Annotated in this window: 15 protein-coding genes; 10 read left to right on the top strand and 5 right to left on the bottom strand. The window is 66.9% G+C overall.

The features are described from left to right. Window positions 1-51: 51 nt before the first annotated feature. Window positions 52-1,881: a TonB-dependent receptor plug domain-containing protein gene (locus tag YP76_RS01270; protein ID WP_046761806.1), complete on the top strand. Its 1,830-nt coding sequence runs from the start codon at window positions 52-54 to the stop codon at window positions 1,879-1,881. A 7-nt stretch (window positions 1,882-1,888) separates the two neighbouring features. Here the strand turns inward: YP76_RS01270 and YP76_RS01265 are convergent, their stop codons facing one another. Beyond that, on the bottom strand, window positions 1,889-2,764 hold the full coding sequence (locus YP76_RS01265; RefSeq protein ID WP_046761805.1) for an ABC transporter substrate-binding protein: 876 nt from the start codon (window positions 2,762-2,764) through the stop codon (window positions 1,889-1,891). A 146-nt stretch (window positions 2,765-2,910) separates the two neighbouring features. Between YP76_RS01265 and YP76_RS01260 the strand changes: the two genes are divergently transcribed. Beyond that, window positions 2,911-3,906: a FecCD family ABC transporter permease gene (locus YP76_RS01260; protein ID WP_046761804.1), complete on the top strand. Its 996-nt coding sequence runs from the start codon at window positions 2,911-2,913 to the stop codon at window positions 3,904-3,906. Beyond that, on the top strand, window positions 3,900-4,679 hold the full coding sequence (locus tag YP76_RS01255) for an ABC transporter ATP-binding protein (RefSeq protein ID WP_046761803.1): 780 nt from the start codon (window positions 3,900-3,902) through the stop codon (window positions 4,677-4,679). The genes YP76_RS01260 and YP76_RS01255 overlap by 7 nt, the downstream gene beginning before the upstream one ends. 3 nt (window positions 4,680-4,682) lie before the next feature. Here YP76_RS01255 and YP76_RS01250 read toward each other — a convergent pair whose 3' ends face one another. Beyond that, a complete protein-coding gene (locus YP76_RS01250; protein WP_046761802.1) occupies window positions 4,683-5,885 on the bottom strand; it encodes a penicillin-binding protein activator in 1,203 nt (400 codons plus the stop codon). Window positions 5,886-5,911: 26 nt separating this feature from the next. Here YP76_RS01250 and rsmI point away from each other — a divergent pair, with 26 nt between their 5' ends. The 4 genes from rsmI to YP76_RS01230 are packed head-to-tail and all read left to right on the top strand — an operon-like array spanning window position 5,912 to window position 8,729. Further along, window positions 5,912-6,739 carry a 16S rRNA (cytidine(1402)-2'-O)-methyltransferase gene (gene rsmI, locus YP76_RS01245; RefSeq protein WP_408640416.1) on the top strand — a complete coding sequence of 276 codons (828 nt, stop codon included), beginning with the start codon at window positions 5,912-5,914 and terminating at the stop codon, window positions 6,737-6,739. After that, window positions 6,736-7,089: a YraN family protein gene (locus YP76_RS01240; RefSeq protein WP_046761800.1), complete on the top strand. Its 354-nt coding sequence runs from the start codon at window positions 6,736-6,738 to the stop codon at window positions 7,087-7,089. The genes rsmI and YP76_RS01240 overlap by 4 nt, the downstream gene beginning before the upstream one ends. A 49-nt stretch (window positions 7,090-7,138) precedes the next feature. Continuing rightward, window positions 7,139-8,113, top strand: coding sequence for a glutathione synthase (gene gshB, locus YP76_RS01235; RefSeq protein ID WP_046761799.1), 975 nt, complete (start codon window positions 7,139-7,141; stop codon window positions 8,111-8,113). 16 nt (window positions 8,114-8,129) lie between these two features. Next, complete coding sequence (locus tag YP76_RS01230) at window positions 8,130-8,729, top strand: DedA family protein (protein ID WP_046761798.1); 600 nt, start codon at window positions 8,130-8,132, stop codon at window positions 8,727-8,729. 96 nt (window positions 8,730-8,825) lie between these two features. Here the strand turns inward: YP76_RS01230 and YP76_RS01225 are convergent, their stop codons facing one another. Then, on the bottom strand, window positions 8,826-9,722 hold the full coding sequence (locus tag YP76_RS01225) for a tyrosine recombinase XerC (RefSeq protein WP_046761797.1): 897 nt from the start codon (window positions 9,720-9,722) through the stop codon (window positions 8,826-8,828). Between the two features lie 65 nt (window positions 9,723-9,787). Here YP76_RS01225 and YP76_RS01220 point away from each other — a divergent pair, with 65 nt between their 5' ends. The 3 genes from YP76_RS01220 (at window position 9,788) to nadA (ending at window position 12,538) form a co-directional block, all read left to right on the top strand. After that, on the top strand, window positions 9,788-10,666 hold the full coding sequence (locus YP76_RS01220; protein WP_046762552.1) for an MBL fold metallo-hydrolase: 879 nt from the start codon (window positions 9,788-9,790) through the stop codon (window positions 10,664-10,666). Further along, window positions 10,651-11,370 (top strand): DUF4230 domain-containing protein, encoded by a 720-nt coding sequence (locus YP76_RS01215; protein ID WP_046761796.1) that lies wholly within the window; start codon window positions 10,651-10,653, stop codon window positions 11,368-11,370. The genes YP76_RS01220 and YP76_RS01215 overlap by 16 nt, the downstream gene beginning before the upstream one ends. 181 nt (window positions 11,371-11,551) lie before the next feature. Continuing rightward, on the top strand, window positions 11,552-12,538 hold the full coding sequence (gene nadA / locus YP76_RS01210; protein ID WP_046761795.1) for a quinolinate synthase NadA: 987 nt from the start codon (window positions 11,552-11,554) through the stop codon (window positions 12,536-12,538). A 177-nt stretch (window positions 12,539-12,715) separates the two neighbouring features. Here the strand turns inward: nadA and YP76_RS01205 are convergent, their stop codons facing one another. Next, window positions 12,716-13,201, bottom strand: a complete 486-nt coding sequence (locus tag YP76_RS01205) for an SRPBCC domain-containing protein (protein WP_046761794.1) — start codon at window positions 13,199-13,201, stop codon at window positions 12,716-12,718. Then, complete coding sequence (locus tag YP76_RS01200; protein ID WP_046761793.1) at window positions 13,198-13,536, bottom strand: ArsR/SmtB family transcription factor; 339 nt, start codon at window positions 13,534-13,536, stop codon at window positions 13,198-13,200. The genes YP76_RS01205 and YP76_RS01200 overlap by 4 nt, the downstream gene beginning before the upstream one ends. Between the last annotated feature and the right edge of the window lie 55 nt (window positions 13,537-13,591).

Raw genomic sequence — 13,591 nt, 5'->3', positions numbered from 1 at the left:
AGCGGATGCCCTGAGCCATGAAGTCGCAGCGGCGCTCAGGGAAACATCATAATGTTGAAAGCCACCATCTCTCTCGCCGCGCTGCTCGCGGCCACGCCCGCGCTCGCGGCTGACGACGCGGATAATGACGCGATCATCGTCACCGCGCTCGGCATCGAACAGCCCCGCGACGAAGTCGGCCAGGCCGTCACCGTCATCGACGCCGACACCATCCGCACCCGCCAGAGCGTCAGCGTCGTCGATCTGCTCGCCACCACGCCGGGCGTCCGCTTCAACCGCAGCGGCAGCCTGGGCGGCGTGACCGGCGTGTCGCTACGCGGCGCGGAAACGACGCAGACGCTGGTGCTGATCGACGGGGTCAAGGTCAACGACACCAGCGGTATCGGCGACATGTATGATTTCGGCGGTCTGCTGACCGGCAATATCCAGCGGATCGAGATATTGCGCGGCTCCAACTCGATCGTCTACGGCAGCCAGGCGATCGGCGGCGTCGTCAACGTCATGACCGGCACGCCCGCCGCCGGTTTCGCGGGCAACGCCTCGGTCGATTACGGCTATCGCGATACATTGAACGCCAAGGCCGATATTTCGGGCAGCAGCGGCATCGCCTCGGGCGGCGTGGGCGTCGCCTATTTCAACACCGACGGCATTTCCGCCGCCGCCAACGGCACGGAAAAGGACGGATACGAGAATATCGCCGCCAACGCCAAGCTGAAGCTGGCCTTCACCGACACGCTCAGCCTCGACCTGCGCGGCTATTATATCCATACCGATCTGGACACCGACAATGGCGTGATCGACAGCACAGCCGACACCGCGAAATCGGATCAATATGTCGGCTATGCCGGCCTCAACCTCGCCCTGTTCGACGGCAGGCTCACCAATCGCGCGGCCGTCACCTGGTTCCGCATGGATCGCGACTATACGTCCGCGTTCGGGCCTTACGGCTATTCGGGCACCAATCTGCGCTTCGAATATGAAGGCGTCTATCAGCCGGTCGATCAGGCCAGGCTGATCTTCGGCTATGAACATGAGCGGCCGGATTATGACTTCTCCGGCTTCGGTTCGACCGAAAGCCACAAGGCCGATATCGACAGCGTCTATGCGCTCGCGGTCGTGAAGCCCTTTACTGGGCTCGCCGTCACCGGCGGCGTGCGGCATGACGATCACAGCCAGTTCGGCGGCGCGACGACCTTCGGCGCCAATGCGAACTACACGCCCAACAACGGCGCGACCAATTTCCGCGCCAGCTATGGCGAAGGGTTCAAAGCGCCCTCGCTCTACCAGCTTTACGGCACCGATGTCGGCAATGCCGGCCTGCGCCCGGAACGGTCGAAAAGCTATGATATCGGTTTCGACCAGCGGCTGGGCGGCGACCGGGCGATCCTTTCCGTCACGGCTTTCCGCCGCGTCACGAAGGACCAGATCAATTACGACTATTCGATCGGCCTCTATGGCGGGTACAACAATATCGACCGCACCCGCGCCAAGGGGGTGGAGGCGATGTTGACCCTGAAGCCGGTCGACGCGCTGACCGTCACGGCCGCCTACAGCTATGTCGATGCGCGCGACCGCGACACCGGCGCCCGCCTGCCGCGCCGCGCGGCCAATGCGGTCAGCGTCTCGGCGGATTATGTCTGGCCCTTCGGCCTCACGACCGGCGCGACCGTGACGATGGTGGGCGACAGCTTCAACGACGCGACCAACCTGGTCCGGCTGGACGGCTATGCCCTGGCCAATGTCCGGGCCTCCTTCCCGATCCTGGAGAATCTGGAAATCTACGGCCGCATCGACAATCTCACCGATGAGAAATATGCCACGGTCTATGGCTATGGCACTTATGGCCGCTCGGCCTATGGCGGCGTGCGTGTCCGCTTCTGACGGACACCTAACGGCGTGGCGCAGCGTTCACCTGCGCCACGCCTTTGTGCGCGGAGCCGTCGATCTGCGCCACGCCTTTGTGCGCGGCGCCATCGATCTGCGCCACGATGGAGCGGACGGCCTCGACATAGGCGGGGCCGCCGCACACCGTCCACGCCTGCGGCACGCGGATGCGCGGGATCGCGCGCAGGATCGGATGGTGCAGCATTTCCGTCCCCTGATCGACGACCTTTTCGCTGCCGCTCTCGACGATCAGCCAGTCCGGCCGCGCCGCGATCATCTCTTCCAGCGAGACTTGCGAGAGCGCCGGTTTCCCCAACTTCCCCGCCAGATTCACCAGCCCCGCGCGCTTCATCATGTCGTCGACCAGCGTGCCCGTCCCGGTCATATAGCCGCGCCGCTGATAATAGGCCGCCACCCCGCCGCGCCGCGCACGGGGCAATGCGGCCAGCTCGCGGTTCATCCGCGCGATCATCGCCTCGCCGCGTTCGGGATGGCCAACCGCCGCCGCCGCCTGCCGGATCTGCGCCAGAATCATGGCATAGCTGTCCGCGCTCGCCAGTCCCAAAGTCCGCCATTGTCCCGGAGGTGCGCCCACCACGCCCTCTCCGGAGGGAAAGCCGACCAGCAGATCGGGCCGGAGCGCCAGCACTTCCTCGGCGGGACGTTTCAGGGTCCGGAAACCCCGCGCCTTGCCGACCGCCGCCGACACTTCCGGATCATGACCATAGGGGCTGAGCGCCGCGATCTGCCCCGGATCGGCCAGCGCCAGCACATATTGATCGGCGCAGACGTTGAGCGACACGATCCGCTTGGGCGGCGCGGGCGCGGCGCCGGTCAGCGTAAGCGCGCAGAGCGCCGTGGTGATTATTCTACGCCGCATGTCTTCTCTGATATTCGCTCCGATAGACCACCGTGCTCCTGCGAAGGCAGGAGCCCAGTTCAAACGGCGGGCCTGGACTCCTGCCTTCGCAGGAGCACGGAGCGCCGGAGGAGACGCTGTAGCAAGCATCGGGAGGCGCGCAAGCCATGAGCGCCCGCCGGCACCCGCTGCTGATCCCCGCGCTGATCGCGCTCGCCCTGATCGCCGCCCTCGGCTCCCTCACCCTCGGCGCCGTGCCGCTCTCTCCCCCGCGCATCCTCGCGGTGCTGACCGGCGGCGGCGATGCTATCGCCCGCGCCATCCTCCTCGACCTGCGCCTGCCGCGCATGCTGCTCGGCCTCATCGTCGGCGCCATGCTCGGCCTGTCGGGCGCGGCGCTCCAGGGCTATCTGCGCAACCCGCTGGCGGAACCCTCGGTGCTGGGCGCATCCAATGCCGCGGCCTTGGGTGCCGTCTGCGCGCTTTATTTCGGCCTCGCGGAGCTTCACCCGCTGGCCCTTCCCGCGCTCGCCATCGCGGCCAGCCTGATCGGCATCGGCGCGCTGTTCCTGCTGGCTGGCCCCGCCGAAAGCCCGCTCACCCTGATCCTCGCCGGGATTGCCATCGCCACGCTGGCGGGGGCGGGGATCAGCCTGTCGCTCAATCTCTCGCCCAATCCCTTCGCGGCGATGGAGATCATGAGCTGGCTGATGGGCAGCCTTGAAAACCGGAGCTACAGCCATGTCTGGATCGCGCTCCCCTGCGTGGCGGTTGGCGCGGCGCTGCTGATCGCGGACGGGCGCACCTTGGATGCGCTCACCCTGGGCGAGGACGGCGCGCAGGCGCTCGGCATCGATCTGCGGCGGGCGCGCCTGCGCCTGATGCTGGGCGTCGCGGTCGGGGTGGGCGGCGCGGTCGCGGTATCGGGCGCGATCGGCTTTGTCGGCCTGATCGTGCCGCATCTGGTGCGCCCGCTGACCGACCGTTCGCCCTCCGCGATCCTGCTGCCCTCGATGCTGGGCGGCGCGGTACTGCTGACGCTGGCGGACATCGGCGTCAGACTCATTCCCACCAGCAGCGAACTCAAGCTCGGCGTGCTGACGGCGCTGCTGGGCGTGCCCGTCTTCCTGATCCACCTGATGCGGGAGCGGCGGCTATGGTGACGATCCGCGCGCAGGGCCTGTCCGTCCGTCTTGGCCGTCATTCGGCGTTGGACGGCGTCGACCTTCATCTGGAACCGGGACGGCTTGTCGGCATCATCGGCCCCAATGGCGCGGGCAAATCGACCCTGATCCGCGCCCTGCTGGGGCTGGTGAAGCGGGAGAGCGGCTCCGTCCTGATCGACGGCATCGACAGCGCGCGTCTGACCCGGCGGGATGTTGCAAGGCGCATCGCCTATCTGCCACAGGGCCAGACCCTGCACTGGCCGCTGGCGGTCGAACGGCTCGTGGCCCTCGGCCGGATGCCGCATCTCGGCCCCCTGTCGCGCCTGTCCGCGGAGGACGAGGCACAGATCGACGCGGCGCTGGCTCGCGCCGATGTGCTGCATCTGAAGGGCAGGGTGGCGACCGAACTCTCCGGCGGCGAGCGCGCCCGCGTGCTGCTGGCCCGCGCCCTGGCGGTCGGCGCTCCCGCCCTGATCGCCGACGAGCCGCTGGCCGCGCTCGATCCGGGGCATCAGATCGACGTGATGGACCTGCTCAAGGCCGAAGCGCAGGCCGGGTCGCTGGTCGTCACCGTGCTGCACGATCTCGGCATGGCGGCGCGCTATTGCGACCGGCTGCTGCTGATGGATCGCGGGTCACTGGTGGCCGACGGCGCGCCGCTGGAGGTGCTGACGGAGGAGAATCTCGCTCGCGTCTACGGCATTTCCGCCCGCATCGAAACCGCGGGCGACCGGCCCCTGATCCTGCCCATGGGGCGGATCAGGGGCTGATCGTCATTCGGCAAAGGCCCGCGGCGCGGGCGCGACCACGGTAAAGGTCCCCGCGCCGATCTCCGACACTTCCAGCGCGCGCTCGGCAATCCCGTCGCGCCCGAAGCGGAACGCCCCGTCGATTCCGGCAAAGCCGCCCGCATCGCGCAGCCGCGCCGCCGGGAAGGTGGTGCCCGGCTTCCAGTCGCGCGCGATCCGCACGGTCAGCAGCACCGCGTCATAGCCCAGTGCCGAAAGCCGGAACGGCGCATTGCCGTAGCGCGCCCGATATTTGGTCGCGAGCTGGCTGTAGAGCCCGTCCGACACGCTGGCGAACCAGGCGCCGCGCAGCACCGGGCTGGATGCCAGGCCACTGTCGGTATTCCACAATTCCGTGCCCAGCAGCCGCGCTGTCGCGCCGCCATTCTTCCGCACGATGGGCGCGACCTGCATCGCCACCTTGCCGCTGTCCGCGATCAGCAGCGCGTCATAGCTGGACGAAGCCTGCAATTTCCGGACCGCCGCGGTGATCGAGGCCGGGTTGCGGTCGAATGTCTGCATCGACACCACGGTCCCGCCCACGCCCTCCACCGCGCGCAGCAGCGCCGTGCCCGACCGCTCGCCATAGACGCCCTTGGGCACCAGTGCGGCGAAGTGCGACAGGCCCTTGCCCTTGGCGAATTCCACCACCCGCTCGATCGACTGGTTGGGGTTATAGCCCATGATGTAGACGCCGTTCCCGGCGACGCTGGTGTCGTTGGAGAAGCTGATCACCGGCACATTGGCCCGCGCCGCGATCGGTCCCGCGATCCGCGCATCCTCCGCCAGCAACGGCCCCAGGATCAGCTTGTTGCCGTCGGCCAGCGCCTTGTTCACCGCCGCCGCCGCGCCGATGCCGGTGTCATAGGTGGTGATGCGCACCTTGTCGGCCTTGGTGTCCAGCAGGGCGAGCGTGGTCGCATTGGCGATCGACTGGCCGACGCCCGCATTGGGGCCGCTCATCGGCACCAGCAGCGCGACGCGATGGCGCAGCGTGTCGGTGGGCAGGCCCTGCGTCACTTCGGGGCCGGTCTCCACGGGGCCGGCGGGCTGGCCCGGTCCCGGCCCCTTGGGCACGATCGACTGACAGGCGGCGACCAGCAGTGCGGTGGCGGCGAACAAAATCCGCCCGGCGCGTTGCATCGAAGCGAACAAGTCCGCTTGCCGGGGGGCATCCGTCTCTGTCATCTGGCGTCCTTATGGAAACTGATATTATGCGTCTTGAGGCTGGGCTTTACATCGTTGCGGGGCCGATCGGCAACCTTGGAGACCTAACCCCTCGCGCGGCCGAAGTCCTGCGGCTGGCCGATGTGGTCGCCGTGGAAGATACACGGGTCAGCGCACGGCTGCTGCGCCATGCCGGGTCCGACCGGCCGATGGTCCCCTATCACGACCATAGCGCCGAAGCGGTGCGCCTGCGCCTGATCGAACGGATGGCGAGCGAATCGGTCGCGCTGCTTTCCGACGCCGGAACCCCGCTGATCTCCGATCCGGGCTACAAGCTGGTGCGCGACGCCCGCGCCGCCGGACGCCGGATCACGACGCTGCCCGGCCCCAGCGCCGCGATCGCCGCGCTGACGCTCTCGGGCCTCCCCACCGACCGCTTCCTGTTCATGGGCTTCCTGCCCTCCAAGCAGAAGGCGCGCGGCGACGCCCTTGCCGAAGTCGCCGCCCTGCGCGCCACGCTGGTCTTCTACGAAAGCGGCCCGCGCCTGTCGGAAAGCCTCGCCGCCATGGCGGAGCATCTGGGCGACCGCGAAGCCGCCGTCTCGCGCGAGATCAGCAAGGCGTTCGAGGAAACCGCCACCGGCACGCTCACCGAACTTTCCGCCCGTTATGCCGACGCGCCGCCCAGGGGGGAGATCGTCGTCACCGTCGGCCCGCCCGGCGAAGCACCCCCCGCCAGCGCCGAGGATGCCGACGCGGCCTTGCTCGAAGCGATGCAACGCCTCCCCGTCTCCAAGGCGGCGGGGGAGGTGGCGAAGAAACTCGGCCTCGACCGCCGCGCCCTTTACGACCGCGCGCTGGAACTCAAGGGGTGAAGAAACAGACCGCCGAAAGGCGTGGGCGCCAGGCCGAGCGCATCGCCGGCTGGTGGCTGCGCCTCAAGGGCTGGCAGATCGTCGGCCGCCGGATGCGCACGCCGGCAGGGGAAGTCGATCTCGTCGCCCGGCGCGGCAATATGCTGGCCTTCGTCGAGGTCAAGGCCCGCGCCACCAGCGCCGGTCTCGACCTTGCCATCGACGAACGCCGCCTCTCCCGCGTCGCGGCGGCGGCGGAAATCCTCTTCCACCAGCTCGCAAAACCGGGCGACGACATGCGAATCGACGTGATGCTCCTTGCGCCGGGCCGTCCGCCGCGCCATCTGGCCAATGTCTGGCACGGGGGGTAAGGCTGCCTTCCGGTTTTTTGGCCGCCAACGGAAGGAACTGAAGACGCCCATGACCCAGCTCAACCCGCTCACCGTCGCCGTGCAGATGGACCCGATGGAGGGGATCAGGATCGGCGGCGATTCGACCTTCCATATCATGCTGGCGGGGCAGGCGCGGGGGCATCGCCTCTATCATTATCTCGCCACCGACCTCACCTACCGCGACGGCCGCGTGCTGGCGAAGGCGCGTCCTGTGAAGGTGCAGAAGGTGGAGGGCGACCATTATGTCTTCGGCGCGCCGGAAATGCTGGACCTTGGCCGCGATGTCGACGTCGTGCTGATGCGGCAGGACCCGCCCTTCGACCTGAGCTACATCACCGCCACGCACCTGCTGGAGCGGGTGCAAGCCGAAACGCTGGTGGTGAACGACCCGGCTTCCGTCCGCAACGCGCCGGAAAAGCTGTTCGTGCTCGATTATGCGCGCTTCATGCCGCCGACCATGATCACCCGCGATCTGGAGGAAGTGAAATCCTTCCTCGCCCAGCATGGTGAAGTCGTGGTGAAGCCGCTCTACGGCAATGCGGGCAACGCCGTCTTCCATGTCGGGCGGTCCGGCGCGAATCTGTCCGCGCTGGTGGAACTGTTCAACGCCTCCTGGGTCGAGCCCTTCATGGTCCAGGCCTTCATTCCCGGCGTCGCGGAAGGCGACAAGCGCATCGTGCTGGTCGACGGCGAAGTCGCGGGCGCGGTCAACCGCATCCCCGGCGCGGGCGAGATCCGGTCCAACCTCGCCGTCGGCGGTTCGGCGGCGAAGACCGTGCTGACCGAGCGCGAACTGGAAATCTGCGAAGCCCTTGGCCCGGAACTCAAGCGCCGCGGCCTGCTCTTCGTCGGCATCGACGTGATCGGCGGCGAGTGGCTGACGGAGATCAACGTGACCTCCCCGACGGGCATCGTCTCGATCGACGCCTTCAACGGCACCGACACCGGCGGCATGATCTGGGACGCGATCGACGCCCGGCTGGCGGCGCGGGCGGCCGCCTGAACCGCCACGCCGCATCATGACCGACTGGGTCCTCCGCCTGATCGACGCGGGCGGCTATTGGGGCATTTTCGCCCTGATGGTGATCGAAAACGTCTTCCCGCCAATCCCCTCCGAACTCATCATGGGGATCGGCGGCATCCGCGTCGGACAGGGGCGCATGGACATGGGGCTGCTGCTCTTCGCGGGCACCGTGGGCACAACCATCGGCAATTATTTCTGGTATCTGATCGGCCATTATCTGGGCTTCGGCCGGCTGAAGCCGCTGGTCGACCGCTATGGCCGCTGGGCCACGCTGGAATGGCATGACGTCGAAAAGCTCGACCATATCTTCGGCAAATATGGCCAGATCGTCGTGTTCGTGTTCCGCTTCATGCCCGCCTTCCGCACGATGATCTCGCTGCCCGCCGGGCTGTTCCGGATGGGCCATGTCCGCTTCCTGCTCTGGACGACCGGGGGCGCCCTCATCTGGAATATCATCCTCGCCTATGCGGGCTTCGTCCTTGGCCAGAATTTCCGCGACATCGACAAATATGTCGGCCCGGCGGCCACGGCCTGCGTGATCGGCGCGGTCGTCTTCTATCTCTGGCGTCTCGCGACGTGGAAACCGCGTGGCTAGAGCGATTTCCAGTCAGATGGCATCATCTGACGGTTAAGAAATCGCAGCAAATAAAAGACTTAGAGCGGCCGATCTGATTCAATCAGATCGGCCGCTCTAAGCCCGGGGATGCGCATTCCGGTAGACGTCCAGCAGATGCGCCGCATCCACCTGCGTATAGATCTGGGTAGAGGACAGGCTGGCATGGCCCAGCAATTCCTGCAACGACCGCAAATCCGCCCCGCGCCCCAGCAGATGCGTGGCGAAGCTGTGCCGCAACGCATGCGGCGTCGTCCGGTCCGACAGCCCCAGCCGCCCCCGCGCCCCCTGCACCGCCCGGCGGATCAGCGCGGGCGACAGCGGCCCGCCCCGTGTCCCCCGGAACAGCGGCGCGTCTTTCTCCGTCCCGAAGGGGCATAGCGCCACATAGGCCTCGATCGCCTCCCGCACCCTGGGCAGCAGGGGCACGATGCGCGTCTTGCCCCGCTTGCCCGTCACCCGCAGCGTCTCGCCCAGCGGCAGCACCGCCCCGTTCAGCCCCATCGCCTCCCCGATGCGCAGTCCCGCGCCGTAAAGCAGCAGCAGCACCGCCCAGTCCCGCGCCCCGATCCACGGCTCGCGCGCCGTTTCGGCAATGTCCTCCGCCAGCGCGACAGCCTCGTCCGGCGACACCGGGCGCGGCAGCCCGCGCTTCACCCTTGGTCCTTTCATCAACGGCACCCGCGCATCCTCGCCGCCCACGAACTTCAGGAATCCGCGCACCGCGGACAATTCCCGCGCCGCCGACACATTGCCGATCCCGTCCATCCGCCGGGCGGTGAGGAAGGCCCGCAAATCCGCCTGCTCGACCCCCGCCAGCATCGCCGCCGTCACGGCCTCGCCGCGATGCTCCTCCAGGAAGGCGACCAGCCGCTCGGCGGTCGCCATATAGGCCCGCACCGTATGCACCGACCGCCGCCGGTCGAGCGCCAGATGCCGCCGCCACTGTTCGCAAAGATCGCCTGAAGCCGTCATCCCGGCACTGTAGGGCAGGGGATCGCCCTTGAAAACCGCCCGAAAATGGGCACATGGGGATGGACATGGCAACTCCCTTCGACCTGGCCGATCTTCCCACGGGCACGCTGATGCGGCTGTCCCCGCTGGTGGCGCGCGTGCTGGCGCCCAATCCCTCGCCCTTCACCTATACCGGCACGCAGACCTATGTCGTGGGCGTGGAAGAGGTTGCCGTCATCGATCCCGGCCCGGACGATCCGGCGCATCTCGCCGCGCTGCTCGACGCGATCGACGGCCGCCCGGTCACGGCGATCCTGTGCACCCACACCCATCGCGACCACAGCCCCGCCGCTGCGCCGCTCAGTGCCCGGACCGGCGCCCCGATCATCGGCTGCGCGCCGCTGACGCTCGACGATGACGGCCCCCGCGCCGACGCGGCGTTCGACGCCGCCTACCGCCCCGACCGGGTGCTGAAGGATGGCGAACGGATTGGCGGCCTGGGCTGGACGCTCGCCGCCGTCGCCACGCCCGGCCACACCTCCAACCATCTCTGCTTCGCCCTGCTGGAGGAAGAGGCCCTCTTCACCGGCGACCATGTGATGGGCTGGTCCACCAGCATCGTTTCGCCCCCGGACGGCGACATGGCGGCCTATATGACCTCGATGCAGCGGCTGCTCGACCGGACCGACGCGATCTACTATCCGGCGCATGGCGATCCGGTGGAAAGTCCCCAACGCCTCGTGCGCGGCATGATGGGCCACCGCAAGCAGCGCGAGGGCCAGATCGTGCGCTTCCTCGAACGCAACGGCGCCTCGGAAATCCCCGATATGGTCGTTGAAATGTACAAGGGCGTCGACCCGCGCCTGCACAGCGCCGCGGGGCGCTCGGTCCTCGCGCATCTCATCGACCTCGACGGACGCGGCATCGCCGCCGCGACGGGGGATGGGCGATGGCAGTTGCGTTGAAACGCCATGCGGGGGCCATCGCCGCCGCGCTGCTGCTCCTGATCGTCGGCGCGGCCATGCTGGTCGGCTGGCACCGCTATCAGCGCGACTATGCGGTAAGCGTGGAGGATGACGGCACCGCCGTCACGAAGCTCATTGCGGAGCGTTTCGCGGGCGCCGCCAGCCTCAAGGTGTCCGAACTCTCCGGCACGATCCAGAGCACGGCGCAGGATGTGCGCGGCTTCGGCTGGCTCAAGTCCGATCAGGTCGTCAAAATGCCCTTCTCGGTGGATTATTTCATCGATGTGAGCGGCATCGACGCCAGCGACCTGGAATGGAATGGGAAGACCCGCACGCTCATCGTCAACGCGCCCGATGTGAAGCCGGGCCGCCCCAATATCGACGAAAGCCGCCGCACGCTGGTCCAGACCAACGGTCTCATCGTCACCCGCAAGGCGGGCGAGGAACTCAGCCGCCGCACCTCGGCCCATGCGCAGGGCCGCGCCGAAAAGGAGGCCCGCTCGCCCGAACGCATGGCGCAGGCCCGCGATTATGGCCGCGCTGCGCTCGGCAGGCTGCTCGGCGCGCCGCTTGGGGCGCTCGGCTATGGCGACGCGCGGGTGATCGTCACCTTCCCGCCGGAACGCACCGACAGGAATCGCGACCAATGGGACGTCACGACACCGATCAACGAGGTACTGGCCAACAAGCGACAGTCCCGCTAGGGGCTGCCCCGGCATGGCGTCCATACGGGCCTGCGAAGCGCGATTTTCTTCGTTCCGGTGCTCACGTACTGAAGTACGCTGCGCTCCGGTACTCGAAAATCACACTTCTCGGCACCATCTGAACGCCATGCCGGGGCAGCCCTCGAGGGGGTGCGCGTGGAGGCCGAGAGGAGTGAGGCACATGACTGCGATGACCACCATCCCGCAGGGGATCGACCTGCGCGCGGAGATCGACCGGCTGCGCAAGGAACGCAACGCCGTCATCCTCGGCCATTATTATCAGAAGCCCGAAATCCAGGACCTGTCCGATTTCGTCGGCGACTCCCTCGAACTCTCGCGCAAGGCGGCGGAGACGGACGCGGACGTGATCGCCTTCTGCGGCGTGCGCTTCATGGCTGAAACCGCGAAAATCCTCAGCCCTGAGAAGATCGTCGTCCTGCCCGACATGGACGCCGGTTGCAGCCTGGAGGACAGTTGCCCGCCCGCCCAGTTCAAGGCCTTCCGCGAAGCCCATCCCGATCATATCGCCTTGAGCTACATCAACTGCTCGGCCGAGGTGAAGGCGCTTTCCGACATCATCGTCACCAGTTCGTCGGCGGAAAAGATCCTTGCGCAGATCCCGAAGGAGCAGAAGATCATCTTCGGCCCCGACAAGCATCTGGGCGGCTATCTCAAGCGCAAGCTGTGCCGGGACATGCTGCTCTGGCCGGGCGTGTGCATCGTGCATGAGGCGTTCAGCGAGACCGAATTGCTGAAATTGAAGGCCCAGCACCCGGACGCGCCGATCGCCGCGCATCCGGAATGCCCGCCCTATATCGTCGACCATGCCGATTATGTCGGCTCGACCAGCGGCATATTGGAATTTTCGAAGACCATGCCCGGCGACACGCTGATCGTCGCCACCGAACCGCACATCATCCACCAGATGCAGAAGGCGGTGCCGGAAAAGACCTTCATCGGCGCGCCCGGCGCGGACGGCAATTGCAACTGCAATATCTGCCCGTACATGGCGCTCAACACGATGGAAAAGCTGTATCTGGCGCTGCGCGACCTCCAGCCCCGCATCGAGATGGACGAAGAACTGCGCCTTGGCGCGAAAAAGAGCCTCGACCGGATGCTGGAAATGGCGAGCGGCACGGTCGGGCAGGGCGATCTGGGCAACCGCTGACCTGTCTTTCCCTCTCCCTTTCGGGGAGAGGGGCTAGGGCCAATCGACATTTAGCCCTGACGGCCTGCAAATGGCGCTTTTCCGTGCTTCCGGTGCTCACGTACTTTTAGTACGCTCCGCTCCGGGTCACGAAAAACCACCATTTTCGTCTCGTCATCATCTAAATGTCGATTGGCCCTAACCCCCACCGACCTCCGCCACCAGTTCCGCCACGACCCCTTCCAACTGGTCCAGCCCCGAATTCGTCCCTTCCTCGAAGCCGACGCCCAGATATTCGTCCCGCATCGCCTTGCTCTCGAACAGGGTGTGGTGCGTCAGCAATGTCCGCCCCTCCGCATCCTCGGCAAAGCTGATCGTCGTCACCATCACCGACGATCCGGGCGCCTCGAAACCATTGTCGTACCGAATCCGCACATGGGGCACGATCTCCAGATAGGTGCCGCCAAAGGGCGGTCCCAATTCCCCCTCGCTGCTGGTCATCTGGAACCGGAAGCGCCCGCCGACCCGGAAATCCATCTCGCATTTCGTCAGCGGCCAGCCGACCGGCCCGAACCAGCGCTTCACATGCACCGGATCGGCATGGGCGGCAAAGACCAGAGGCGCGGGCGCATCGATCAGCCGGGTGATGACAATCTCGCGCACCGATTGGGGTTCGTCGCTCATGCTTCCTCTCCTTTCAGATAGGCTTCCAGCCGGTCGTAGCTGGCGTTCCAGAAGGCTTCATAATCGCCCAGCCATTGCGCCGCGGCCTTGAGCGGCGCGGGTTCCAGCCGCACCGGCCGGGTCTGTGCGGCGCGACCCCGCGACACGAGGCCGGCCTCCTCCAATATCTTCAGATGCTTCGACACGGTCGGCTGGCGAAGGCCGGACGGCGCGACCAGTGCGTTCACCGTCGCTTCGCCCCTGGCCAGGCGGTGGAGGATCGCCCGGCGCGTGGGATCGGCGAGGGCGCTGAAAATCCGGTCAAGCTCGGCAGGCTGCAAAATATCGCTCTCCATCTATATAGCTAAAAGGCTATATAATTAATCAGGGACTGTCAACCGTCCTGCGACT

This window comes from Sphingobium chungbukense (assembly GCF_001005725.1).
Classification (GTDB): Bacteria; Pseudomonadota; Alphaproteobacteria; order Sphingomonadales; family Sphingomonadaceae; genus Sphingobium; species Sphingobium chungbukense.
This window is presented reverse-complemented; position numbering and strand designations above follow the sequence as displayed.

Excerpts from the sequence above, each read along its gene's own strand:
- YP76_RS01200 (WP_046761793.1), bottom strand. The coding sequence starts at position 13,536 with ATGGAGAGCGATATTTTGCAGCCTGCCGAGCTTGACCGGATTTTCAGC.
- YP76_RS01205 (WP_046761794.1), bottom strand. The coding sequence starts at position 13,201 with ATGAGCGACGAACCCCAATCGGTGCGCGAGATTGTCATCACCCGGCTG.
- YP76_RS01255 (WP_046761803.1), top strand. The coding sequence starts at position 3,900 with ATGGTGACGATCCGCGCGCAGGGCCTGTCCGTCCGTCTTGGCCGTCAT.
- YP76_RS01220 (WP_046762552.1), top strand. The coding sequence starts at position 9,788 with ATGGCAACTCCCTTCGACCTGGCCGATCTTCCCACGGGCACGCTGATG.
- rsmI (WP_408640416.1), top strand. The coding sequence starts at position 5,912 with ATGCGTCTTGAGGCTGGGCTTTACATCGTTGCGGGGCCGATCGGCAAC.
- YP76_RS01215 (WP_046761796.1), top strand. The coding sequence starts at position 10,651 with ATGGCAGTTGCGTTGAAACGCCATGCGGGGGCCATCGCCGCCGCGCTG.
- nadA (WP_046761795.1), top strand. The coding sequence starts at position 11,552 with ATGACTGCGATGACCACCATCCCGCAGGGGATCGACCTGCGCGCGGAG.
- YP76_RS01265 (WP_046761805.1), bottom strand. The coding sequence starts at position 2,764 with ATGCGGCGTAGAATAATCACCACGGCGCTCTGCGCGCTTACGCTGACC.
- gshB (WP_046761799.1), top strand. The coding sequence starts at position 7,139 with ATGACCCAGCTCAACCCGCTCACCGTCGCCGTGCAGATGGACCCGATG.
- YP76_RS01260 (WP_046761804.1), top strand. The coding sequence starts at position 2,911 with ATGAGCGCCCGCCGGCACCCGCTGCTGATCCCCGCGCTGATCGCGCTC.
- YP76_RS01225 (WP_046761797.1), bottom strand. The coding sequence starts at position 9,722 with ATGACGGCTTCAGGCGATCTTTGCGAACAGTGGCGGCGGCATCTGGCG.
- YP76_RS01230 (WP_046761798.1), top strand. The coding sequence starts at position 8,130 with ATGACCGACTGGGTCCTCCGCCTGATCGACGCGGGCGGCTATTGGGGC.
- YP76_RS01250 (WP_046761802.1), bottom strand. The coding sequence starts at position 5,885 with ATGACAGAGACGGATGCCCCCCGGCAAGCGGACTTGTTCGCTTCGATG.
- YP76_RS01270 (WP_046761806.1), top strand. The coding sequence starts at position 52 with ATGTTGAAAGCCACCATCTCTCTCGCCGCGCTGCTCGCGGCCACGCCC.